This window comes from Chitinophaga caseinilytica (genome assembly GCF_038396765.1).
In the GTDB taxonomy this organism is placed as follows: domain Bacteria; phylum Bacteroidota; class Bacteroidia; order Chitinophagales; family Chitinophagaceae; genus Chitinophaga; species Chitinophaga caseinilytica.
The window spans coordinates 2286846-2310331 of the sequence record NZ_CP150096.1 but is presented as its reverse complement, the minus strand read 5'-3'; the positions used below and the strand labels follow the sequence as shown (position 1 = coordinate 2310331).

The 23486-nt window shown below is 55.3% G+C and carries 16 protein-coding genes; 1 reads left to right on the top strand and 15 read right to left on the bottom strand.

Going from position 1 to position 23486, the window contains the following annotated elements:
• Positions 1–387: 387 nt before the first annotated feature.
• From WJU22_RS09715 to WJU22_RS09705, 3 genes are all read right to left on the bottom strand, one after another.
• Positions 388–861: an RNA polymerase sigma factor gene (locus WJU22_RS09715; protein ID WP_341843043.1), complete on the bottom strand. Its 474-nt coding sequence runs from the start codon at positions 859–861 to the stop codon at positions 388–390.
• Between the two features lie 324 nt (positions 862–1185).
• Positions 1186–1389, bottom strand: coding sequence for a hypothetical protein (locus WJU22_RS09710; protein ID WP_126245188.1), 204 nt, complete (start codon positions 1387–1389; stop codon positions 1186–1188).
• A gap of 42 nt (positions 1390–1431) precedes the next feature.
• Entirely contained in the window at positions 1432–2580 is a 1149-nt protein-coding gene (locus WJU22_RS09705; protein ID WP_341843042.1) for a FecR family protein, read from the bottom strand.
• Positions 2581–2747: 167 nt separating this feature from the next.
• Between WJU22_RS09705 and WJU22_RS09700 the strand changes: the two genes are divergently transcribed.
• Positions 2748–5027: a GH92 family glycosyl hydrolase gene (locus WJU22_RS09700; protein ID WP_341843041.1), complete on the top strand. Its 2280-nt coding sequence runs from the start codon at positions 2748–2750 to the stop codon at positions 5025–5027.
• Positions 5028–5115: 88 nt separating this feature from the next.
• Here WJU22_RS09700 and WJU22_RS09695 read toward each other — a convergent pair whose 3' ends face one another.
• The 12 genes from WJU22_RS09695 to WJU22_RS09640 all read right to left on the bottom strand — a co-directional run bounded on the left by WJU22_RS09695 (position 5116) and on the right by WJU22_RS09640 (position 23476).
• Positions 5116–7407 (bottom strand): GH92 family glycosyl hydrolase, encoded by a 2292-nt coding sequence (locus WJU22_RS09695; protein ID WP_341843040.1) that lies wholly within the window; start codon positions 7405–7407, stop codon positions 5116–5118.
• 105 nt (positions 7408–7512) lie between these two features.
• Positions 7513–9147 carry a RagB/SusD family nutrient uptake outer membrane protein gene (locus WJU22_RS09690; protein ID WP_341843039.1) on the bottom strand — a complete coding sequence of 545 codons (1635 nt, stop codon included), beginning with the start codon at positions 9145–9147 and terminating at the stop codon, positions 7513–7515.
• Positions 9148–9170: 23 nt separating this feature from the next.
• Complete coding sequence (locus WJU22_RS09685; RefSeq protein ID WP_341843038.1) at positions 9171–12101, bottom strand: SusC/RagA family TonB-linked outer membrane protein; 2931 nt, start codon at positions 12099–12101, stop codon at positions 9171–9173.
• A 1083-nt stretch (positions 12102–13184) separates the two neighbouring features.
• Positions 13185–14225, bottom strand: a complete 1041-nt coding sequence (locus WJU22_RS09680) for a LacI family DNA-binding transcriptional regulator (RefSeq protein ID WP_341843037.1) — start codon at positions 14223–14225, stop codon at positions 13185–13187.
• Positions 14226–14376: 151 nt separating this feature from the next.
• The gene (locus WJU22_RS09675) at positions 14377–14622 is read right to left on the bottom strand and encodes a hypothetical protein (RefSeq protein ID WP_341843036.1); all 246 of its coding nucleotides are present in this window, start codon (positions 14620–14622) and stop codon (positions 14377–14379) included.
• A gap of 183 nt (positions 14623–14805) precedes the next feature.
• Entirely contained in the window at positions 14806–15240 is a 435-nt protein-coding gene (locus tag WJU22_RS09670; protein WP_341843035.1) for a hypothetical protein, read from the bottom strand.
• A 295-nt stretch (positions 15241–15535) separates the two neighbouring features.
• Positions 15536–15745, bottom strand: a complete 210-nt coding sequence (locus WJU22_RS09665) for a heavy-metal-associated domain-containing protein (RefSeq protein WP_341843034.1) — start codon at positions 15743–15745, stop codon at positions 15536–15538.
• 24 nt (positions 15746–15769) lie between these two features.
• A complete protein-coding gene (locus tag WJU22_RS09660) occupies positions 15770–17986 on the bottom strand; it encodes a heavy metal translocating P-type ATPase (RefSeq protein WP_341843033.1) in 2217 nt (738 codons plus the stop codon).
• Between the two features lie 84 nt (positions 17987–18070).
• Entirely contained in the window at positions 18071–20305 is a 2235-nt protein-coding gene (locus tag WJU22_RS09655) for a cation:proton antiporter (RefSeq protein ID WP_341843032.1), read from the bottom strand.
• 148 nt (positions 20306–20453) lie between these two features.
• Positions 20454–21641: a glucuronyl hydrolase gene (locus tag WJU22_RS09650; protein ID WP_341843031.1), complete on the bottom strand. Its 1188-nt coding sequence runs from the start codon at positions 21639–21641 to the stop codon at positions 20454–20456.
• A 7-nt stretch (positions 21642–21648) separates the two neighbouring features.
• Positions 21649–22692, bottom strand: a complete 1044-nt coding sequence (locus tag WJU22_RS09645) for a LacI family DNA-binding transcriptional regulator (protein WP_341843030.1) — start codon at positions 22690–22692, stop codon at positions 21649–21651.
• A 13-nt stretch (positions 22693–22705) separates the two neighbouring features.
• A complete protein-coding gene (locus WJU22_RS09640; RefSeq protein ID WP_341843029.1) occupies positions 22706–23476 on the bottom strand; it encodes an SDR family oxidoreductase in 771 nt (256 codons plus the stop codon).
• Positions 23477–23486 lie beyond the last annotated feature (10 nt).

Here is a 23486-nt window from a genome sequence, read left to right as displayed (position 1 = left end):
CCGGTGCAAAGAATCGAATATCTGTGCAACGGTAAACGTGCCCGACAGGCTAACCGTCAGTCCTTTAGGAACGTTTTGCGGCGGCGGAAGCGCTTCCTGCTGGGCGCGGGACGGACTGCCCACGCTCAAGAACATGGTAACTAATAAGGTGTGGACCAGAATCGCTGCAATTTTGCCCATGCGAATCATTTACAAATTTTGGTTGTTTGTACTTCGTTCGTTCTGGCAGCAGACTCCGGGGTACTTAACATGGAGATGGGCCATGTGGGAAACCGGGGGTTGTCTCATAAAATGAACAAAAATCCTATTGTCAAAAATAGGATTTTTGTTTTTGTCCAAGCATGCTAACAAGTTTGTGTAGATGATAGGCCCAACCATAAGGGCAATTTATCGCAGGTGTTTGAGGCGATCGCGCAGGTTCTTCAGCGCGATCTTGATGTGGCTTTTCACAGTTTCCAGTTTCAGCTCCATTTCCATGGCCACTTGCCGGTGCGGTTTCCCTTCCAGGTACGTTTTCTCGAACGCCAACCGCCTTTGCTCCGGTAAAGATTTCACCGCGTCGCGTAAACGCTGACGCGTATCCCAGGCCTCCAGCATCTCGCCGGGCTCGAACCTGGGCTCCGTTTCCTCGAAACGGTCTTTCTTCCGCTTATCCGCCACCGCCTTCCGCTGTGTGCTCAAACAATTGTTGCGCACCGCCCGGTACAGGTAAGCATGGTATTTGTCCGGCTCCACCTTGCTCAGGTGGCCGCCTTTCAAAATCACTTCGAACGTATCCTGCACCACATCTTCCGCCTCCCAGATATTCTTCAGAATAAGCGTAGCCTCCACAATCAACGCCTTACGATGTTGTGCGAACAAATCACGGACCAATGCCAGCATTGCTCCAGACTCATGATCCTGATGTGATGAGAACGATTCTTCCGGCATATAAATTACGCGTCAATGTTTTTGATCTGTTAAAAACCACCCACCCGTATCCCCGAACGTCTATTTTCCGGGAATCGTCGCAGATGTATCAATCATATGCTTATACGGAAAATTTCTTCACTGAAGTTAGTGAAAAAACAGCATGCAATAAAAAGCGAAAATGTTAATCTCGCGTTAATGGACACCGGTCATGTCTAACATGCACCCCCGTAAAACAAATATAATGGTTAACTCAGGGAATAACTAACAATCAGGTTAGAGAATATGCTCATTGTTCTTGATGATCTCCAGGTGGTAGCCGATCCTGGACAATAACTCGCTGGACTCCTCCAGCAAATCCAGCAGCTCCTCCCGCAGGTTCGAACCATTCTCCCCCGCACGATGAACGAAATCGTCCCAACTCAGGTTATCTGTCAGGAAAATGTACTGCAATCGGTTCGTCAGATATGAATTTTCCATAATGAAAAAATTAATATATGGTCGTGATTCGCGTGAAATACATTAGAATATGTGCAGCTCCTTCCCCTCGATCCGGTAATCCAACCCGTTCATGACCTTCAAAATGTTCATGAACTCATCGATCGATTTGTTCTTATCCATCCTGACATCGAACTTCAGCGCCGCCAGCTCCGGTTTATCCACCACCAGCTCCAGCTTATACCAACGCTCCACCATCTTGGCGATCTCCCGGAAATCAGCCGCCTTGAAATAATATACCCCCTGCATCCACGACAGCTTGTCACGCTGCTCGAACCGCACCACTTCCAGGGCTTTATTCTCCGTCCACACCGCTTCCTGCCCCGGCTTCAAAACAGCCGTACCGCCGTGCCCCTCCGCGCGAACGCTTCCGCTCACCAGCGAAGTCACCACCTTACCGGGCTCATAGGTGTTCACATTGAAACTCGTTCCCAACACCTGCACTTCACCCTGCGGCGTCAGCACCACGAACGGCTTGCCCGCATCGGGGGATACATTGAAATATGCCTCGCCCGTAACCTCCACTTCCCGCCTGTTGCCGGTAAAGGTGAAAGGAAAACGGATCGAGCTCCGGGAATTCAGCCACACTTCAGTGCCGTCAGACAGCACCAGCCTGCAATCCAGCCGCTGTGGCACCTCCAGCTGGTTCCAGCCGTCGGCCTGCCCGGTCGGGTCTTCATATTTGATGGATTTGTCTCCCTCCATCCGCAATTTCACCCGCGACACCAGGCGCGACGAATTGGGAGAAAGGGGGATCCGGTCGCCGCCGGCCATTTTGATCGTCACCTCATCGGAAGCGTATTCCGGCGAGAGGCGGGCCATTTCCCGGATTTCGGGCTGCGGATGATGGATGTACCGGGTATAAACGACCGCCCCGATCATCAGCACCACGGAAGCCGCGGCCACATACCGGAAAATCCGGATCGTCCGCCCGGCGCGCCCGGCGCTTTCCATCGCCTGCGCCGCCAGCTCGTCCCACCGCTTATTGGTGGGCCGCTCCCGTAACAGTTCCTTCATTTCGGGCGACTCATAGAGTTCGTCCAGCTCGTCGCACATTTTCCGGATCCGGGGATCGGTCAATGCCGCGGCCAGTTCGGCATCCTCACTTTCGGTGGTAGCTCCTGCCAGTTTCTGGAGGTACAACTGCCTTATATGATCTAAATTTTCTGCCATAGACTCAGTGGTGTTACATTAATAGATGGAATTTGCATCCCCGCAGGGTGTATCGTCCGAAAAAAAATTCAACCGGTAATCTAACAAAACATCCGCAAACTGCCTGAATTATGGGTGCAAAAACGATTTTGTTATCTTTGGCTACAATAATCAATCCTTCCTTACTCATGCGTTTATTCATTACCAGCCTGGCGTTGCTGGCCCCTGCGCTCCTGTTTGCGCAGGACCCGGCCCGGTACGTCAGGCCCATTATCGGGACCGCCAAAATGGGGCACACTTACCCCGGCGCCACCGTCCCCTTCGGCATGGTGCAGCTCAGCCCGGACACAGACACCATCCCGTACGAAATGAACGGGAAATACAACCCGGACGTGTACCGTTACTGTGCGGGCTACCAGTACCAGGACCCTACCATCACCGGGTTTTCCCACACCCACTTCAGCGGCACCGGCCATTCCGACCTGGGCGATTTCCTCATCATGCCCGCCAACGGCCCCGTACAGCTCAATCCCGGAACGGCCGACCATCCGGAAAACGGTTACCGGTCGAGGTTCTCCCATCAAAACGAAACCGCTGAACCGGCTTATTACAAGGTGCTGCTCGACGAAAGCCGCATTACCGCCGAGCTCACCGCCACCAACCGCACCGGCATGCACCGGTACACCTTCGCCTCGGGCGATAACCCGCATATCGTGCTCGACCTCATGGCCAACCTCTACAACTACACAAACAAGAATGTGTGGACGTTCGTACGGGTGGAAAACGACACCCTCGTGACCGGTTACCGCCAAACCAACGGCTGGGCCCGTACGCGGACGCTCTACTTCGCCATGACCTTTTCCAAACCCATCCGCCGCTACGGCCATCAGAACCTGGCCAGCGACGTCTACAAAGGGTTCTGGCGCAAATTCAACCAGACGGAGAACTTCCCCGAAATGGCCGGCCGCCAGATCCGTGCCTGGTTCGGGTTCGACGCGCAACCCGGCGAAGCCGTGACCGTGAAAATGGCACTTTCGCCCGTGAGCACGGAAGGCGCGCTGAACAACCTCCGCGCGGAGAATCCCGGCTGGGACTTTGACGCCGTGCGCCGCCAGGGCCGCGACGCCTGGAACCGCGAGCTTTCCAAAGTGAAGGCGGATATGCTGAAGGAAGACGATCTCGTCAACTTTTACACGGCATTGTACCATACGTATCTCGGCCCAACCACTTACGCCGACGCAGACGGCACTTACCGCGGGATCGACCAGAACAACCATCGCGCGGAGGGCTGGACGAACTACAGTACTTTCTCGCTGTGGGACACCTATCGCGCCCTTCACCCCCTTTTCAACATCCTTCAACCCGGCCGGAATGCCGACATGGTGAAATCGATGCTGGAACATTATAACCAAAGCGTGCACAAAATGTTGCCCGTCTGGAGCCACCAGGGCAACGAAAACTGGTGCATGATCGGTTATCACAGCGTTTCGGTGATCGCAGATGCCATCATGAAAGGCAATATCAAAGGGTACGACGCCCTGCAGGCCCTCGAAGCCTGTGCCGCCACCGCCCGCTACAAACCTTACGACGGCATCGGTTATTATATGGAACTGGGATATGTGCCGGAGGATAAGAACGGCTCTTCCGTTTCCAAGACCCTCGAATATGCGTACGACGACTGGTGCATTGCGCAGGTCGCGAAAAAACTCGGCCGGAACGACCTTTACACGGAATTCTCCAAACGCGCGGAAAATTACCGCAACGTGTTCGACGGCACCACCGGCTTCATGCGCCCGCGCCTCAGCAACGGCACGTTCCGCAAGGATTTCGACGTACTGAGCACTCACGGGCAGGGCTATATCGAAGGGAACGCCTGGAACTACAGTCTGTATGTGCCCCATGCGCCTGCGACAATGATCGATATGATGGGCGGGAAGAAACAGTTTACCGGCCACCTCGACTCGCTGTTCACCATGCACCTGCCCGACGCGTTTTTCGCCGAAACGGAAGACATTACCCGCGAAGGCATTATCGGCAACTACGTTCACGGCAACGAGCCCGCACATCACGCGGCCTATCTGTACAACTGGACGGACGCGCCATGGAAAACGCAGGAACGCGTGCGGATGATCATCGAAAAAATGTACAAACCCACGCCAGACGGCCTTGGCGGCAACGACGACTGCGGGCAGATGAGCGCCTGGTACCTCTTCACCGCGCTGGGCTTCTACCCGGTTTGCCCCGGTTCCACGGAATACGCATTGGGCAGCCCGACCGTTGTTTCCGCGGAGATCAAACTGGAAAACGGCCGCACTTTCAACGTCAAAACCGTTAACCAGGGCGCGAAGAACGTGTACGTAAGGAAGGCCGAGCTGAACGGTAAAGTGTTAAACCGCTTCATCTCCCACGACGACATCATGAACGGCGGAACGCTGGTGTTTCACATGAGCGCAAAACCGGCGAAGTAGGGACAAAAAAAACATCCCGGAGAACCGGGATGCGAAATTTACAGTGAACAATGAAATAGCATAGATTGCTACTATTCCAGGATCTTGATTATTTTCCAGTTGTTGTGAACGAATAAGGATAAGCAGACTCGTTTGTGCCCCGTTGTTTATTAGGACTAGCCCCCATCGATACTTTCATCACACCGCCCTGCTGGATCGCCGAATGGCTGATCCAGTTCGCGTTGAGCGGTTTGCCGTTCAGCGTAACGTTTTGGGTATACACGTTCGTCTTGCTGTTGCCCGGTGCTTCGATCACGAATTTCTTACCGTTTTGCAGCGTTACCGTCATTTTCGGGAACAAGGGCGCGCCTAACACATACTGGTCTGTTCCGGGACATACGGGATAGAAGCCCATTGCCGAGAACACGTACCAGGCGGATGTTTGGCCGTTGTCTTCATCGCCACAGTAGCCATCGGCGCCGGAATGGTATAGGCGGTCCATCACCTGGCGCACCCAGTACTGGGTTTTCCAGGGTTGGCCGGCGTAGTTGTAGAGGTAGATCATGTGCTGGATGGGCTGGTTGCCATGTGCGTACTGGCCCATGTTGGCGATCTGCATTTCGCGGATTTCGTGGATCACGGAGCCGTAGTAGCTTTCATCGTAAACCGGCGCCATCACGAACACGGAGTCGAGCATCTGCGCGAATTGCGGGCGGCCGCCCATGAGGCGCGCGAGGCCTTCCACGTCGTGGAACACGGACCAGGTGTAGTGCCAGCTGTTGCCTTCGGTGAAGGCGTCGCCCCATTTGAAGGGGTTGAAAGGCGCCTGGAACTTTCCGTCCTGGTTCTTTCCGCGCATGAGTTTTGTTTCCGGATCGAAGAGGTTACGGTAGTTCTGGCTGCGTTTTTTGAACCGTTCGATCTCTTCCTGCGGGCGTTTCAGTGCCACGGCGAGTTTATAGATGGTGAAATCGTCGTACGCATATTCGAGCGTGCGGGCGGCGTTTTCGTTGACATCGACGTCATAGGGCACGTATCCCAGGCTGTTATAGTATTTCACGCCTTTGCGGCCTACGGAGCTGAGGGGCCCTTCGTTCTCGGAATTCTTCAGCAGCGCCTGGTACAGCGTTTCGATGTCGTACCCGCGGATGCCTTTGAGATAGCTGTCGGCGATGAGGGAAGCGGAGTTGGAGCCGATCATGCAGTCGCGATGCCCGGGGCTGGCCCATTCCGGCAGCCAACCGCTTTCCTTGTAGGTGTTGGCGAGGCCTTCCATGATCTGGCCGTTCAGTTCCGGGTACATGAGGGTGAAGAAGGGGAATACGGCGCGGAAGGTGTCCCAGAACCCGTTGTCGGTGAACATGTAGCCGGGGAGTACCTGGCCGTTGTACGGGCTGTAATGTACGATCTGGTTTTTTGCGTCGAATTCGTAGAATTTGCGGGGGAAGAGCAGGGTGCGGTAGAGGCAGGAATAGAAGGTGCGCACCTGGTCGGAGGTGCCTCCTTCCGGAACGATGCGGCCCAGTTCCTTGTTCCATGCCTGTTTGGCTTTCTGTTTGGTGGCCTCGAAGCTGTCTGCCCCTACTTCGCGCTGGAGGTTGAGGGCGGCCTGTTCGTGGCTGATGAAGGAGGAGGCGGCTTTTACGAGTACTTTTTCCCCTTTCGAGGTGGCGAAGCCGATGATAGCGCCGGCGTTGCCGGCTTTGAGCTCGAGCGTGTCTTTGGCCAGGCGGTTGCCGTCCCAGGTGTGGGCGAGGGCAAAGGGCTTGTCGAACACGAGCACGAAATAATTTTTAAAATTTTCCGGAACGCCGCCGCTGTTGCGGGTGGAGTAACCGATAATTTTCCTTTCGGAGGGGATGATCCTGATATAGCTGCCCCGGTCGAAGGCGTCTACCACGATGAAAGCGCTATCGGTTTTGGGGAAGGTGAACCGGAATTGCGCGGCCCTTTCGGTGGGGGCGATCTCGGTGGTGACGTCGGCGTCTGCGAGATAAACGCTATAATAGTAAGGTTTGGCGGTTTCCGCTTTGTGGGAGAACCAGCTGGCGCGTTCGTCTTGCGAGAATTTCATGCGGCCGGTGACGGGCATGAGGGAGAACTGGCCATAATCGTTGATCCAGGGGGAGGGCTGATGGGTTTGTTTGAACCCGCGGATTTTGTCGGCGCTGTATTGATAGGCCCATCCGTTTCCGTTCTGGTTGGTTTGCGGCATCCAGAAGTTCATGCCCCAGGGGGTGGCGATGGCGGGATAGGTGTTACCGTTAGACAAGCTGCCTTTCGAATCTGTGCCCATGAGGGGGTTTACCCACTCCACGGGATCTGTGATCTTTGTTACGGTCTGAGCGTTTGCGTGAAAGCCTGCACATAATGCGACAAGGCACCAGCGAAATGTATTCATGTTGCAAAATCGATTTTGTAAAAGAAAGGGGCCGGCCCAGGAATGGGCCAGCCGTTAGATGCTACTCTTTATTGTTTGTATGATAAGCACATATTCATTCGACGCCTATTTGTAGCCTTCATGTTGTTCCAGATTGGGGTTTAGCCTGATCTGGCGGCCCGGTATCGGAAATAATTCGGCTTTGGCGCTCGTCGCAGCATGGTCCCACCATGTTGCGGTCGTAAATTTACCAAACCTAATCAAATCTTGGCGTCTTTTCCCTTCAAAAATAAATTCCCTTCCGCGTTCTGCCAAAAGTTCGTCCAAAGTTAATGTCGCGGTTGTATAAGCCGCTGAAGGCCAATCAGTTGCCGTAAACGCTCTTTGACGCACCGAATTTACCAGCGCCACAGCCTCCGCATTTGCGGCCCCGCCGTTCTTCCGCATGATGGCTTCGGCCTTGTTCAAAACGATCTCCGCCAGGCGGTACAGCACGAAATCGTTATTCCAATATTCGGCGTCATCCTTGGCGCCGGGCAGGTACTTCGAGAAGCGCGCACCGCTGTTCTCCTCCCCTCTCGTCATGCCACCAGCGCCGGTTTCGCCTTCCGAATTGCGGCGGATCTCCTTCACGAACACCAGCGGCTTGTTCTTATACTCTTCCGTCGCCATCACCACCGAATCCGCTACATTGGCTCGCACAGCCGGGTGTTTCTTCAGCGTGTCGATCAACATCCACTGCTTTTTCCGGAGGTCGTTATCGGCAAACGCGTCAAACGCCGTAGGGATCACCACGATGCCGTTATTCCCCCGCTCGGTGGCGTTATACGCCTGCCGCTGCTCGTAATGCCAGAGGTCGCCATTCCAACCGAAACGGAATTTGCCTACTGTAAAGTTATAGGCAATCTGGAATAGGTTTTCGGGTGAATTGTGATTGACATTATTGAAAGGTTTCATGATATCGGTCTCCAGCGCAGGCGCCGCACCTTTCAGGCTGCCCCCGTCCCCATTGAGGATTTTGTTGCAGACGGCCACACATTCGTCCCACTTCGTTACGCCCGCCCATTTCTGCGCGTTCAGGTACAATTCCGCCAGCATGGCGTATCCTGCGGCCTTGCTCACTCTTCCTACCATCGACGGCCCCAGCGGCTGCAGCTGTTCCACGTTCTCCCGGATCTCCTTTTCGATGAACTCCCAGACTTCCTTCCGCGGCGCCACTTTCGGCTGAGCCGGCACGCCCACTTCCGTTACGATGGGAATGTTCCCGTAGAGGTCCATGAGGCGGAGGTAATGCCAGGCGCGCAGCACCTTCGTTTCCGCGATGATCGACACCTTGTCTGCCTCCGTCATGCCGATCTTGGTGAAATCGACTTTCTGCAGGTCGCCGATGGTGCTGTTGCAAAACCCGAGCCCCCAATACATGAGCCGCCAGGGGTTCCAGACCACATCGTCGTCTACCGTCCAGGTATGATTATGGAGCCGGATCCATTGCCCGCCGTCGAACCCGTGGATACCTTTCTGCGGCCAGGCAAGCTGGTCGCCGGAAAGCTCGCTCACGCGCCAGTACCCTACCTGCCCCGTGGGTGAGGCCCAGGCATTGGCATGGGTGAAAGGACGCAGTACGGCGGTCATTACTTCGGTGCGGTTTTTATAGTAATTGTCCGCAACCAGCTCGGAATATACTTTTTCGTCGAGGTTGGTGCAGGAAGCCGCTCCGCACAACAGCGCGGTCAGCCCCAGCACGATATGTTTCTTTTGCATAAGATTTCTTCGGTTTCGGTGAATTAAAAGCCCAGGTTAAGGCCGACGGTGAACGAACGGGTGCGCGGATAGAACCCGCGGTTGTCGATACCGGTGGTCATCCCGTTGTCTTGCAGCTCGGGGTCGAGGCCGGAGTATTTGGTGATGGTAGCCAGGTTCCTGCCGGAAACATATGCCCTGAGTTGGCGGATCACGCCGGATTTCACGGGGAATTTGTAGCCGATGGTCACGTTGTCGAGCTTCACGAACCCGCCCGGTTCCAGGTAATAATCGGAATACTGCGGGGGCACTTTCACCTGTGCATGTTTCGTCAGCGCCACCATGAGCAGGTTATTGGGCAGCCAGCTGCGATTGCCGAAATACATGTCTTGCAGGTTCAGCAAATCCACGCCCAGCTTTCCGCGCCAGAACATGGTGAAGTCCCAGTTCTTGTAACGGAAGTTGTTGTTCCAGGAGATCATCATCTTCGGAACACCATTCCCGATCACGGAAAGGTCTTCTTCTTTGATATCGCCCGCCTTGCCGGTGGAGCCGTCTTTTTTGTAGAAGAGGAAGTCCCCTTCGGCGGTGAACCCGGCGAAACGTTTCCCGTAGAAATTGCCCAGTGCGCTGCCTTCCACTACGCGGATCGCAGGCCCGAGGTTACCCGGAGACGGCAATCCCCCGAAAGTCAGCATTTCGATCCGGTAGCCGGGACCCGAAATTTTGGTCATGGTGTTGTTCTGCCGGTTGAACGTGATGTCTGTACTGTAAGTGAAATTCTTTTTCTGCACCGGAACGGCGTTCAGCACGATCTCGAAACCCTTGTTCCGGATGCTGCCCAGGTTATACCACATTTTATCGTTCACGTTGGAAGGCAATGGCACATCGTAGTTGCCGAGGAGCGCGCCCGTCGTTCTCCTGTACACATCGAACGAGCCGCCCAACCTGTTATCGAAGAGCGAGAAATCGAGGCCGAAGTTCCATTCCGCCTTCGTTTCCCAGCCCAGCCGCGGGTTGGGATTGCGGGAAAGGCCCACCGTTTCGGGATAGCGCCCGTCCAGCGGATAAGCGCCACCGGTGCTCATCAGCGTCAGCGAATTGTAGTTGGCGAAACCGGAGTTGCCCGTTTCACCATACCCCACACGCAGTTTCAGCTGATCCACCCATCCGGTCGATTTAATAAAATCTTCCTCATGCAGGTTCCAACCGGCAGAAATGGAGGGGAACTTCGCCCATTTGTTGTCTTTCCCGAAACGGGTAGACCCTTCATACCGGAAAATGGCCTGCGCAAAATATTTATCGTTGAAAGAGTAGTTGGCGCGGGCAAAGAACGCCACCAGCGAATGTTCTGCCTTATAGCTGCCCATTCCGGCCTTGCCTTCGCGGAGGAAGAGGCCGTTGCCCATGTTCCAGTCCTGAAAACCATCTGTCAGGAAGCCGGAGTTGTTCATGTTGAACGTTTCGTAAGTGCTGTTGAAGTAGCTGTAACCCGCTACTGCCGTCACCTGGTGCTTATCGATCCGCTTGAAGTAGTCGAGCGTGACGTCCAGGGTTTTGTCCAGCGACATGTAATTGCCTTTATAAGCATACCCGCGGCCTTCGTAGGAGTCTACTGATGACTTCGAGTCTTTGGTACGGAACTGCCGGTCGTTATAGGTGTTGCGGGAAATGCCGCCGAACACGCTGGCGCGGAGGTCTTTGATCACTTCGAAGCTCAGTTTGGCATCGCCCTGCAGCGTTTGCTGGTCGCGGTAATACAGTTCCTGTTCCAGCCGCGCGATGGGGTTGTATACGTTGAAACCGTTCGGGTTTACGTATTTGCCGTCTTTCATGAGCGGGGAAGTAGGATTGCGCTGCACGGCCTGTTCGAAGTCGCCGTTGTTGCCGCCGAGGAGGTCGGCTTTGTTGAAGTTCACGGAAAGGTTCGATTGCAGGACGAGCCTGCCGTTTACGCCTGTCTGGTTGACGTTGATACGGCCGCCGTATTGGTCGCGGTAGTTGCGTTTGGCGATGCCTTCTCCTTTGTTGTAATACACGGCTGCGCGGTAGTTCGACTTTTCATTGCCGCCGGTGGCGCTGAGTGTGTAATACTGCGAAAGGTTGTCTTTGTTGAGGAGCATGTCGTACACGTCGGTGTTTCCGCCTTCGTCGGCGTTCGGCGCGATTTTGCGGAATTCGTCGGCGGTGAGGAAGCGGGGCTTTTTGGCTACGTAGTCGCGCTGCACGAAGGTGGCCAGGTTGAACTGGGGAGCGCCGCCGCGGCCTTTTTTGGTGGTGATGAGGATCACGCCGCCATTGCCGCGGGTGCCGTAGATAGCGGCGGCGGAGCCGTCGCGGAGCACGTCTACGGAGGCGATGTCTTCCTGCTGGAGGAGGTCGAGGTTACCACCGGGGACGCCGTCGATAACGATGAGGGGTTCCTGCGAGCCATTGAGAGAGGTGATGCCGCGCATCTGGAAAGTGGCGCCACCGTTGGGGTTGGTGCCATTGGCGCGGGTGATGGAAAGCCCGGGCACTTTCCCCTGGATAAGATCGAGCGGGCTGCGGGCCACGCCGGCGTTAAAATTTTCGGGTCTGAGGGAAGTGACGGCGTTGGTGATTTCCTTTTTCTTGAGGGTGCCGTATCCGACTACCACTACGTCTTCCAGGTTTTTGGAAGAAAGGGGGAGCCCCACGTCGAGGGTGCCGCTGGCGCCGGCGGGGAGGGTGAGTGTTTCGTAGCCGATGAAGCTGAATTCCAGCCGCGAGCTGGCGGAGGGAACGGAGATGGAATAGGTGCCATCTGCGCCGGTGACCGTTCCGGCGGCGGCGTTGACGATTTTCACGGTAACGCCGGGAAGCGGCGTGTTGTCCCTGGCGTCTGTCACTTTCCCCCTGATGGTACGGGATTGGGAGAAAGCCACGGAGCAGACGAGCGCGAGCAAGACGCTCATCCAGCCTACACGCCTGGAAAACGTGGATGCGGTGTTCATTGCAATTTATTGATTTGGTTAAGAAAATACAGGCATAGGATGTCCTGGTCCCTGCGGACAGGGAATTTTTACTTGGCTAAATAATCGGTGTGCGCGGGCTTTTGGCCCGGGCGGTTAGTTCATTTCCTTGCAGGCTTTCAGTCGCTATAAATGCTACAACCCTTTACCGGCCGGCCTTCAAACTGAAAAAATCATCACATTACTTTGCATGTTTTCAGTCACTACATTCGTCACAAAAGTTTACCATGCAGGTTTCCTTTTGAAGCAATTTTTTACAATTCACTTCCGGTTGGATTTTCAGTCGCTACAATCACCACAATTCATTACCGGTAATCAGCAGGGCAATAAATCCCCATGCCCCGGCATTTCGTCGAAGCGGTAAAGGCAATAGTTTCCTGGGTGCGGACGATCCGTCGAAGCGGCAAGGAAAAAAATCCCTGTGCGCAGACTTTCGGTCCGAACGAATTGGGCAGCAAACCGCCATGCCCCTGGCGCTCGGCCAGACGCAAAATCGATTTAGCTAAATGGTTTTAAAAGGCGTCTTGGTTTTTTGGGAGGCATCCTGGATGCCGTTGGCTAGTTCGTCATCGATAAGTGTAATTGAGTTTTACAATAGGAGATCGCACTGGATGTGTGTAGCAAATCTTCCTGTGTGTCACAAAAAATCAAGCTGTTTTTCGATAAAAGCTTTTCCTTGTCAGCAAATGTGTACGGACAGGCATCGCCCATCCCTTCATAACCGATCGTAGAATTTGGTGCGGGAATAAAGCGGTATAGCACTTCATCCCCCGACTGTTACATTCATTGTCAGGTCCCACCCCGCCATCTCCTCTCCTTTTAACACAATGCTAAACAGCAAAATCGATTTAGCAAAGGGTTTTAAAAAAAGCCTTGATGAATAGGCGTGACGTAAATGTAGAATTAATTTATCGATTCCAAAAATTTTTGGAAGGAAAAATGACGAACGGAAACTGCTGCATAACGGCAGCGAAATTATCACATCCGCGTGATCATTTTAAACCGTTTCATCGTACCAGAAAGATGTAACAGCATCGGAATTTCAAATAGAGAAGGAAGTCACTATCACGTAGATCCCCGCTTGATGAACTTGCCCGGCAGCTCCAGCTTCGTTTTGCGCAATGCACGCTGACTTTTGTCTAACTGGTTCATCAGCAACTGCATCGCCGTTTTCGCGATTTCCTCTATCGGCTGCTGCACCACCGTGATGCCGGGCGGGTACAACCGGAAAATATCGTGATCGTCGAAGCACACCACCGCTATATCGTCGGGGATTTTCAGGTTCAGTCCTGCAAGGGCTTCCAACCCAAGGATGCCCAGGTAGTTCGTCGCGAAAAACAACGCATCGATCCCTTTGTTCGCCTGAATGAACTGGCGGATCTTGCGGACGGATTCGTCTTTATCGCCATTATAAGGCAATTCCAGCACGAGCTTGTTCTTCACGGGAATCCCATGATGGCGCAGCGTTTCGCGGTAGCCTTTGATGCGCTCCTGCATCTGCACCAATTCCATATCCACCGTCACGAAACCGATCTGCTTCGCGCCACGGTCTACCAGGTGCTCGATGCCCTGCTTCACACCGGCGTAATTATCGATCAAAACATGCGGCGCCTGCACTTCGGGGAAGTAGCTGTCCATCAACACGAGCGGCCGTTTGTGGGCGATCAGTTGCTGGATATCTTTCTCCATGCCGGCGGCGGGCGTGATCAGGTAACCGTCTACCTGCTGGCGACTGAGCATTTTAATCAGTTCCCCGCCTTTCTGCGCATTATTTTCCGTACTGCAATACACGATATGGTAGCCGTAGCGGTCGGCTTCCGACTCGATGACCCGGGCCAGGGCGGCGAAGAAGCTTCCGGAGATGCTTTCCACCATAAGACCGAGGGTTTTGGACTGGCCTGTCCGCAAGTTGACGGCCACGGAGTGGGGTTGATACCCGGTCTTTTTCACTACTGCCATCACTTTTTCGGCCAGTTCTTCGCTGATGCGCATCTGCCGGGCCTTTCCGTTGAGAACGAACGACACGGTAGAAGGAGCAACGCCCGCCATGCGCGCCACATCTTTCAGGGATAATCTTTTCATTTCCTGGCCTTTCTGTTCTTTCATTTTTTAGTGCGGTTTGACCGGGTAACCTTCCGGCAAGAGGTTGACAATATGCTTACAGCCGGGAAATTAAGGTAAAAAGCGGATTTCCGTATCTAATTCATGACAATTCCGTGCCGGCAGGGCCGGCGGCGCCAGGAAAGGAAGGGAAAGGCTAAATGCCGACCGAGTTATCGACCCGGCGATAGTTCATCCGCCACAGGATGTTGGCGAGCCTGCGGGCGGTGTTGGTGATAAAAGTTTCGCTCTTTTCGGGGAAATACACGTGCAATGATTCGTGGAGGGCCACTTCGAGATGTTTGCGCCCTTTCAGCCTGCTGTCTATTACAATCGTATTTGAGCCGTAGTCCGAAAGACCGAAGGCCTTTTCGCGCCCCAGTTTCTTATAAATGACTTTCATACGCCTGTATTTTGATGGAATTAAAGGTACGAAGATGCCCGGCGCCCCTCCGGCACTTCGTGTACCCGTTGCCTGCGGCGGATTTCCCGTCAAATCGCCCCAAAAGGAACCACCAGCCCGCGTTCCCCGCTGCAGTTTCCGGAGAAGCGCCATGAGGGCGTTCCAGGCGCAATTCCCACATAATCAGGCTTCCCCGTTGATCATCAGATCGTACAATCGGCCAGAATCCACGTCCACCCAAACCTGCCAGTAAAAATTGCCGCCATCGTGTATTACGATCCATCCATTGTCTCCACGCTCATCATCCCAAACCGCATTAATATGAACATGCAACTTTCCGTCATTATCCCGAAAGCCCCTGTATTGCCGGATGAACCGGTGAAGTTTCCACCGAACGGGCGGCAAGGGGTAAGTAGTGTGCGTGTCCAGCAAAGGCAATTGTGAGCGGAGGATGTGTTCCGCCATCAGCACGTCAGTCAGCATCAAATCCACGGCCTGGGCTTCGATCCCCGCCGGGTACACGAAACCGCCCACTCCCGGCGCCATCAGATGCCAAACGCCGTTCTCCGGCCTGTACTCTGAGATCCTCCGGTCCCAGGTCTCTACCGCTTTTTTCATACGCCATTCCTTTAGTTTGCCGCAGGCGGCGATCAAAAACATTATACCGCCCAAAGCGGCCATCATACTAACTTTCGAAAAACGTACCATCCAATTCATCATAGCAAGGTAATTATGGTTTCCGTATGCAGGATGCGAGACTGTCCCGTTTTCCACATCGCCGTCACATAATACATCAACCGGATCGCTTCGTAAAGAATTTTCCGGGACTTGATACGTTTCCCTAATGTGAAAACCGGCTACGCCCCGAAGGCCGCAACCGGTCTGATGTCACACTATACACTATGCGTTTCCGTTAGATCTTCTCTGCTTTAAATCCTGCCTTTTTCACCGTTTCTTCCACTTCTTCCGCTGTGAGCGTGCTGGTGGAAACGGTCAGTATTTTATCGGGATTGTTGGTATCTACTTCCCAGTGTGCGATTTCCTTTTCGCCGTTCAGCGCCGGGCTAACTCCTTTAACACAGCCACTGCAATTGATATTCGTCTTGAATTTGAGCGTTTGCATGATTCGATAGATTTATATGTTTGATTAAATAGTTGATAATTTAAGCCGGAGACTGTTGCTCACCACCGACACGGAACTCAGTGCCATGGCCGCTCCGGCCAACATGGGATCGAGCGAGAAGCCCGTGATGGGAATGAGGACGCCCGCTGCCACCGGAATGCCGATCACGTTGTAAATGAAGGCCCAGAAAAGGTTCTGGCGGATGGTGCGCACCGTTTTCCGCGAGAGGCGGATCGCTTTCGGGATATGACGGAGGTCGGAAGAGATGAGCGTCATCATGGCCACGTCCATCGCGATGTCTGTCCCTTTCCCCATGGCGATGCTCACATCGGCCTGTGCCAGGGCGTGACTGTCGTTGATCCCGTCTCCCACCATCGCTACTACTTTGCCCTGCCGTTGCAGTTCCTGGACGAAGGCGGCTTTCCCGTCGGGCATGAGCCCGGCCTTCACGTTGCGGATCCCGGTCTGTGCGGCCACCGCGGCGGCGGTGCGGGCATTGTCGCCCGTGAGCATGTATACTTCGATGCCCATGTCCTGCAATTGTTGGATGGCTTCGGGCGAGCCGTCTTTTATTTTATCGGCGATGGCGATCACGGCCAGTGCTTTCTGTGTATCGGCGAACCAGATCACGGTGTAAGCGGCGTTCAGCCATTCGTCTGATTTTTCTTTGAGGGAATCGGCGATGCGGATACCGTTTTCTTCCAGGAGCTGCTGGTTGCCGGCGAAGAACCCTTTGCCCAGGGCGCTTCCTTTTACGCCACGGCCGGTAATGCTTTCGAAATGCTGCAGCTTTTCAGGTGTGATGCCCTGTAACTGTTTCACCACGGCTTCGGCCAGCGGATGTTCGGATTCGCGCTCCAGCGCCAGGAAAGCGCCGGAAAACATGAGGCGGTCTTCTTCCGACAGCCAGGCTTCGCCGGTTACCGCGGGTTTCCCTTCGGTAATGGTGCCGGTCTTGTCGAGGATCAGCGCCTGGATGCGATAGGCTTTTTCGAGGCTTTCCGCGTCTTTGATAAGAATTCCGTTCTCAGCGCCTTTGCCCATGCCCACCATGATGGCGGTTGGCGTTGCGAGCCCCAGCGCACAGGGGCATGCGATCACCAGCACGGTCACCAGTGCCAGGAGGCCCTGGGTCAGCCCGTTGGCCCCGCCCCAGATGAGCCAGGAAGCGAAGGCCAGCAATGCGATGCCAATCACCACCGGTACGAAGATCCCGGCTACTTTGTCGACGAGCTTCTGCACGGGGGCTTTCGATCCCTGCGCTTCCTGCACCTTGCGGATGATCTGCGCCAGCAACGTGGCGCCGCCTACCTGCGCGGCTTCCAGCCGGAAACTGCCTTTCTGGTTCAGCGTACCGGCAAACACTTCGGAACCGGGCTCTTTCGCTACGGCCACGGGCTCGCCGGTGATCATGCTTTCGTCTACATAAGATTTTCCGCCCACCAGTTTTCCATCCACCGGCACCTGTTCTCCGGGCTTCACGAGCAGCACGTCGCCCACCTGCACTTCGGCGAGGGGAACCACGGTTTCCTGTCCGTCGGCCGCGATGCGCACTACCGTATTGGGTTGCAGGCCCATGAGCTTCTTGATGGCGGACGAAGTAGAGGCTTTGGCCCTTTCTTCGAGGAGCTTACCAAGGAGGATGAATGCGATCACCACTGCGGCGGCTTCGAAATACACGTGGGGGTGCAGGCCGCGGCTATGCCAGAATTCGGGGTTCAATGTATTGAAGACGCTGAAAGCGTATGCGATCCCGGTACTGAGGGCCACCAGGGTATCCATGTTGGCTTTGCCGTTGCGGGCCTGCTTCCAGGCGTTGATGAAGAAATGACGGCCGAGCACGAGCACCACGGGCGTGGAAAGGGCCCACATGATCCAGTTGGCGTAGGGCATGTTCATGAAAAACATCCCGATCACCACCAGGGGCACGGAAAACAGCACGGCCCAGATGGTGCGCTTTTTCAGTTGTGCGTAATGGGCGCGCTGGTGGTCTTCCAGCCCGGTTTCCATATTTTCGGTGAGGAGGTCGTACCCTACTGACTGGATCGCTTTTTTCCATTCGGCCGGGTTGGCCTTTCCGGGAGCGTATTCCACCAGCACGGAACTGCTGGCGAAGTTGACGGCGGCGGAGATAATGTCCGGCTGCGCCTGCAGCATGCTTTCCACGGAACCGGCGCAAGCTGCGCAGCTCATGCCGGTTACCGGGAAGTTCGTTTTTACCGTTTGTTCCAATGTTTCCATCTTGTGTTTCCTTTGAGGATACAAAGATCAGCAGGAACGGCCGGCGGGGCATTATAGAATTCAGGGAAAGATTTACATCATTTGCTAGGCCTTCAGTTTTTCGCCTTTTACGCGGAAAAGGGCGGTGGTCCGGCGGGGATCTCCCACGATCCAGACGATGTCCCCGGTTTCCAGCCGCATATCGGAAATGGGGTTGAGGATGCGCTCTTCCCCTCTTTCCACCCCAACTACCATGCTATGCGCCATTTCGCGGATACCGGATTCGCGGATGGATTTCCCGTTGACGCCCGATCCGTCCAGCACTTCGTACCGGCGGAGCTGGACCTGCGACCGCGAAAACTGGGGATGCGGCTCGTGGTGCTCGATGAAATGGCGGAACGCTTCGATCTGCTGGTCGGTCCCGATCACCTGGAGCCGGTCTCCCGGGAACAGGCGCTCGCTTTTCGCGGGAATGGGGATCAGCCGTTCGCCTCTTTCTATCACGGCGATGTTGACCCCGTATTTTTCCCGGAGGCCCAGCTGCTCGAGGGTTTTGCCCACACCATCCCAGTCTGCATGCACATGGAACGCGGCCAGGTGGGCATCCCAGGGCGCCAGCACGGGCCGTCGGGCGGCTTCGGCGGTTTCGCGGGCGTTGTAGTTAGACAGGAAGCGCGCTTCCAGGCGGTCGTAGAACGTCTGTATTTTTCGGTTCAACAGCAGCAGGATGCCGGTAATGAGCACCGTAGCGGTGAGCGCCACGGTGAAGGAGAAGAAACGGTCGAGCATGAAACCCACCAGGAACACGGCCAGCGCGATGCGGACGGTCCGGAACAGCGTCAGCGGCCCCTTATACCGGTTTTGCGCCCAGAGATTGGCGAAGGCTTTCGGCTGGATCTGCCGTACGGCCAACGCCCAGAGGAAAGGGAGCATGAAGAGGAAAGTGAGCGCCGCGGTCACGGTTTTGCCCCATTTATCGCCGATGAGATCGTCGATGAAAGGCAATACGTAGATGTTCGACAGCAATCCCAACGCAATGACGATCACACTGAAAACCATGGCGTTCAGCACATATCCCTTGAACAGCACCTGCCAGTCCGACGCCTGCGAGATCGTCTGCGCGCCGCTGCTGTAGCGGTCTAGCGAGTTTTTCCATTTCTGGGGGATGTATTTATCGAGCCAGTTGTAAAACGGATCGGCTACTTTGATCATGTATGGCGTGGTGAAGGTGGTGACGGCCGACACCGCCACGGCGATGGGGTACAGGAAATCGCTCGTCACTTTCAGATCGCGGCCGAGAATGGCGATGATGAACGAGAACTCCCCGATCTGCGCCAGGCTCATGCCCGCTTTCACGGAAGTTTTCAGGGGCTGACCGGAAATCACCGCGCCGAGGGTGGTGCTGAACGTTTTACCGAATACGGTCAGCAACGTGATGATCACTACCGGAACAATATAGATCTGGAGCATTTTCGGATCGATGAGCATGCCGATCGATACGAAGAAAATGGCGCCGAAAAGGTCTTTTACGGATTTCACGAGATGCTCGATCTTTTCCGCCTGGGTGGTTTCCGCGAGGATCGAGCCCATGATGAAAGCGCCCAAAGCCGGGGAGAACCCTACTTTCACGGCCAGCACCACCATGAGCAGGCACAGCGCGATGGAGGTCACGAGGAGCGTCTCCTCCCCCATGAGCTTCTTCGTTTTCTTCAGTAAAGTCGGGATGAAAAAGATGCCGCCGATGAACCACAGCACCAGGAAGAACACGAGCTTCACCACGGCCATCAGCATCTCCGTTCCGGCGAACTGCTGGCTTACCGCGAGGGTAGACAGCAATACCAGCAACACGATGGCGATCAAATCCTCCACCACCAGTATCCCGAAAACCAATCCCGCGAACTTCTGTCCCTTCACGCCCAGTTCCTCGAACGCCCGGATGATGATGGTGGTCGAGGAAACGGACAATACGCCGCCGAGGAAAATGGAATCCATGGTGCTCCAGCCCATGAACTGGCCGGCCACGTACCCGAACCCGAGCATGACGGCCACTTCCACCACCGCCGTGATCCCTGCGCTGCCGCCCACTTTCATGAGCTTCTTGAAACTGAATTCAAGCCCCAGGCTGAACAGGAGGAAGATCACCCCGATTTCCGACCAAACCTTGATGTTGCCTTCTTCCTGCACCGTGGGGAACAGGTGGAAGTACGGCCCCACGAGAATCCCTGCGATGAGGTACCCCAACACCAGCGGCTGCTTCAATGCTTTGAAAATTAATGTCGTTACCGCCGCAGCACCCAATATCAAGGCCAGGTCTACAATCAGGTTCGGAAAATGCCCCATACGCTCAGTCTTATGTTAGTTTCTTTTGTTATTCGAATATGGCTAAAATAAGTAAAAAAGACGGCAGTTTGGGGCGAAATGAAACGGGGAACGCGCCGCTATGGCCACATTCCCCGTCCAGAAAAGGATTTCACCAACAAAATTAATATTAGCGGCCGCTCCACTTTTTATACCGGAGCAACGCTTCGAGATAATAATAGTCGGCGTACGACAACGGCACATCGATTTCCGAATTGCCCGGCATCGAGCCGGTGCTGTGCAGGAGGATAAAATGATTATTGGCGCCTTCCTTTGCGCGGTAAGCATCGCCGCTGAGGCTGGCGAGCGCGTCTGCACCGGCGTTCCAGTATTTTTTCGATTCGGTTTTATCCACATACCGGCTCAGTTCCAGCAGCGCGGAAGCCATCACCGCCCCCGCAGATGCATCGCGGATGGCATTGGGGATTTCCGGCACGTCGTAATCGTAATACGGTACGAGATCGGCCGGCATGTTGGGATGGTTGAGCATGAACTCCGCGATATGGCGCGCCTGGTCGAGGTACGTGCGGTCTTTCGTTTCGCGGTACATCATGGTATAACCGTACAGTCCCCAGGCCTGCCCGCGGCTCCATGCCGAAGCGTCGGAATGGCCCTGGTGGGTCTTTTTAGCGAGCACCTGCCCGGTCGCGGTATCGTAATCGATCACGTGGTAGGAGCTGTAATCGTCGCGGAAATGATTTTTGATGGTGGTATTGGCGTGGTTGACGGCGATCTTCGCAAAGTTGGGGTCTTTGCTTTCCCTGGCTGCCCACATGAGCATTTCGAGGTTCATCATGTTGTCGATGATGACGGGGCATTTCCAGCCGGCGTGGTCCCAGGAACGGATAGCGCCGATGGTAGGTTTATACCGTTTGATGAGCGATGCCGAGCTGGTGAGCAGGATGCGGCGGGCGGCGGTGTCGCCGGTGAGGCGGAGGTCGTTGCCGAAGCTGCAGTACATGAGGAACCCGAGGTCGTGCGTGTTGGTACGGAATTGATTGGGCAGCAGATTCCCCTGGCGTTTTTCGGCCTCCGTGCGGAAAGCGGGGTCTCCCGTGGCTTCGAAGAGATACCAGCAGGAGCCGGGGTAAAAGCCGGCGGTCCACCAGTTGAACTTCGCGGTCATGAGGCTGCCGTCTTTGTTGGTGGAACGGGGGAAAAGGGAGTCGGGCACTGCGGTCATCATCCCTTTATATTGCCGGGCGGAGAATGCGAGGCTTTCGGCCACGAGGGCCTTCATGTCCTTTTTGCTCAGTTTCGTTTGTGCGAAAGCGGCCGTGGAAGTGGACAGGAGTAATGCTAAGACAAGTTGTTTCATAAGTGGATCATTTTTTCTTTTTCGGCGATCCCGCGCTGGAATCCCGTACCACGAGCTGGGTAGGCACAATTTCCTGCGGATGCCGGTAACCGGCGGGGTGCCGTGTCTGGATAAGGTCCATCAGCGCGGAAACCACCCTTTCGCCCATGGTGGCGGGGAACTGGTTGACCGAAGTGATGGAGGGCGTCACGATCTCGGTGCGCGGATCGTTGGAATAGCCGACGATCTTTACATCTTCCGGCACGCGGATCCCGCGTTCGCGGCAATATTGCAGGAGCGTGATGGCCGTAGTGTCGTTGGTGGCGAAAATCCCGTCGGGGTACGGCTGCTGGGCGAAGATCTTTTCGGCCGTGGCCAGCGCGTTCTCGCGCGTGAGCTCATGGAAAAAGACGCGTTGTTTTTTAAACGGGACTTTATGTTGCTGGAGGGCGCTTTTGTATCCGGCGAGCCTTTCCACATACAGGTTACAGGTCAGCGGACCGGAAATATGCACGATATCCCGGCAGCCCTGTTCGATGAGGTGCTCCGTAGCGGTGAGCCCGCCCACGAAATCGTCTCCCTTGATCACTTTCGCCTGGTAATCCTTTGGCGTGCGGTCGAAGAAAACGACGGGGATATTGTGCTGTTTGAAGATGTCGAAATGGGAAAAGTCCGTCGTGGAAAGCGTGGCGGAAACGGCCAGTCCGTCTACCCGTGCGGAGTACAGCGTGTTGACCAGCTGTTGTTCCTGCTCGAGGGAGTCGTTGCTCTGGCAGATGATGAGGTGGTACCCGTATTCCTGGAGTTTATTCTGGACCACGGTGGTGATGGCGGCGGGGAAGAACATGGAAATCCTCGGGATGATGAGCCCGATGGTCTTGCTTTTGTTGTTCCGCAAACCGGCTGCCATGGCGTTGGGCCGGTAGCCGAGCTTCCGGGCCATTTTCCTCACTTTTTCCTTCGTCTTGGCGCTGATGTTGGGATGATCGTTGAGCGCGCGGGAAACGGTGGACACGGAGAGCCCCAGCTCTTCGGCGATATCCACGATTGTTTTTTCAGAACGTACGGACATAATTTGTATTGGTTTATCGGCCCATCCAGCCCCCGTCTACCGTCATCACCGTTCCGTGCATATAGGCGGAAGCGGCGGATGCCAGGAAAACGACGGGCCCCTTGAAATCTTCCGGTTCGCCCCAGCGGCCGGCGGGGATGCGTTCCAGGATGCCCTGGCTGCGCTTCTCGTCTGCCCGCAACGCGGCGGTATTATCGGTGGAAATATACCCCGGCGCAATGGCGTTTACATTCACGCCACGGCCGGCCCACTCGTTGGCGAACGCCTTCGTCAGCTGCCCCACCGCGCCCTTGCTGGCCGCATATCCCGGCACGTTAATGCCGCCCTGGAAAGTGAGGAGCGATGCGGTGAAGATCACCTTTCCGCTGCCCCGCTCCAGCATATGCTTACCGATCTCCCGCGTGAGAATGAATTGCGCCGTCTGGTTGATGGCGATCACTTCGTCCCAAAACGCGTCGGGATGCTCGGCTGCCGGCTTGCGCATGATGGTGCCTGCGTTGTTCACGAGTATGTCGATAACCGGGAAATCCTGTTGGACTGCCGCAATAAATGTATACAAAGCCGCGCGGTTCCCAAAATCGCATTGGTAGGCCTTGAATTTCCGGCCGGTGGCGGTCACCGCTTTTTCCACCTCGCTGCCCGAAAGCTCCAGCGAAGCCGATACGCCGATCACGTCTGCGCCCGCTTCCGCCAGCGCCTCGGCCATCGCCTTCCCGATCCCGCGCTTGCAGCCCGTTACGAGGGCCGTTTTGCCTTTGAGGCTGAATTTGTCGAATATGGACATAAATCTGTAT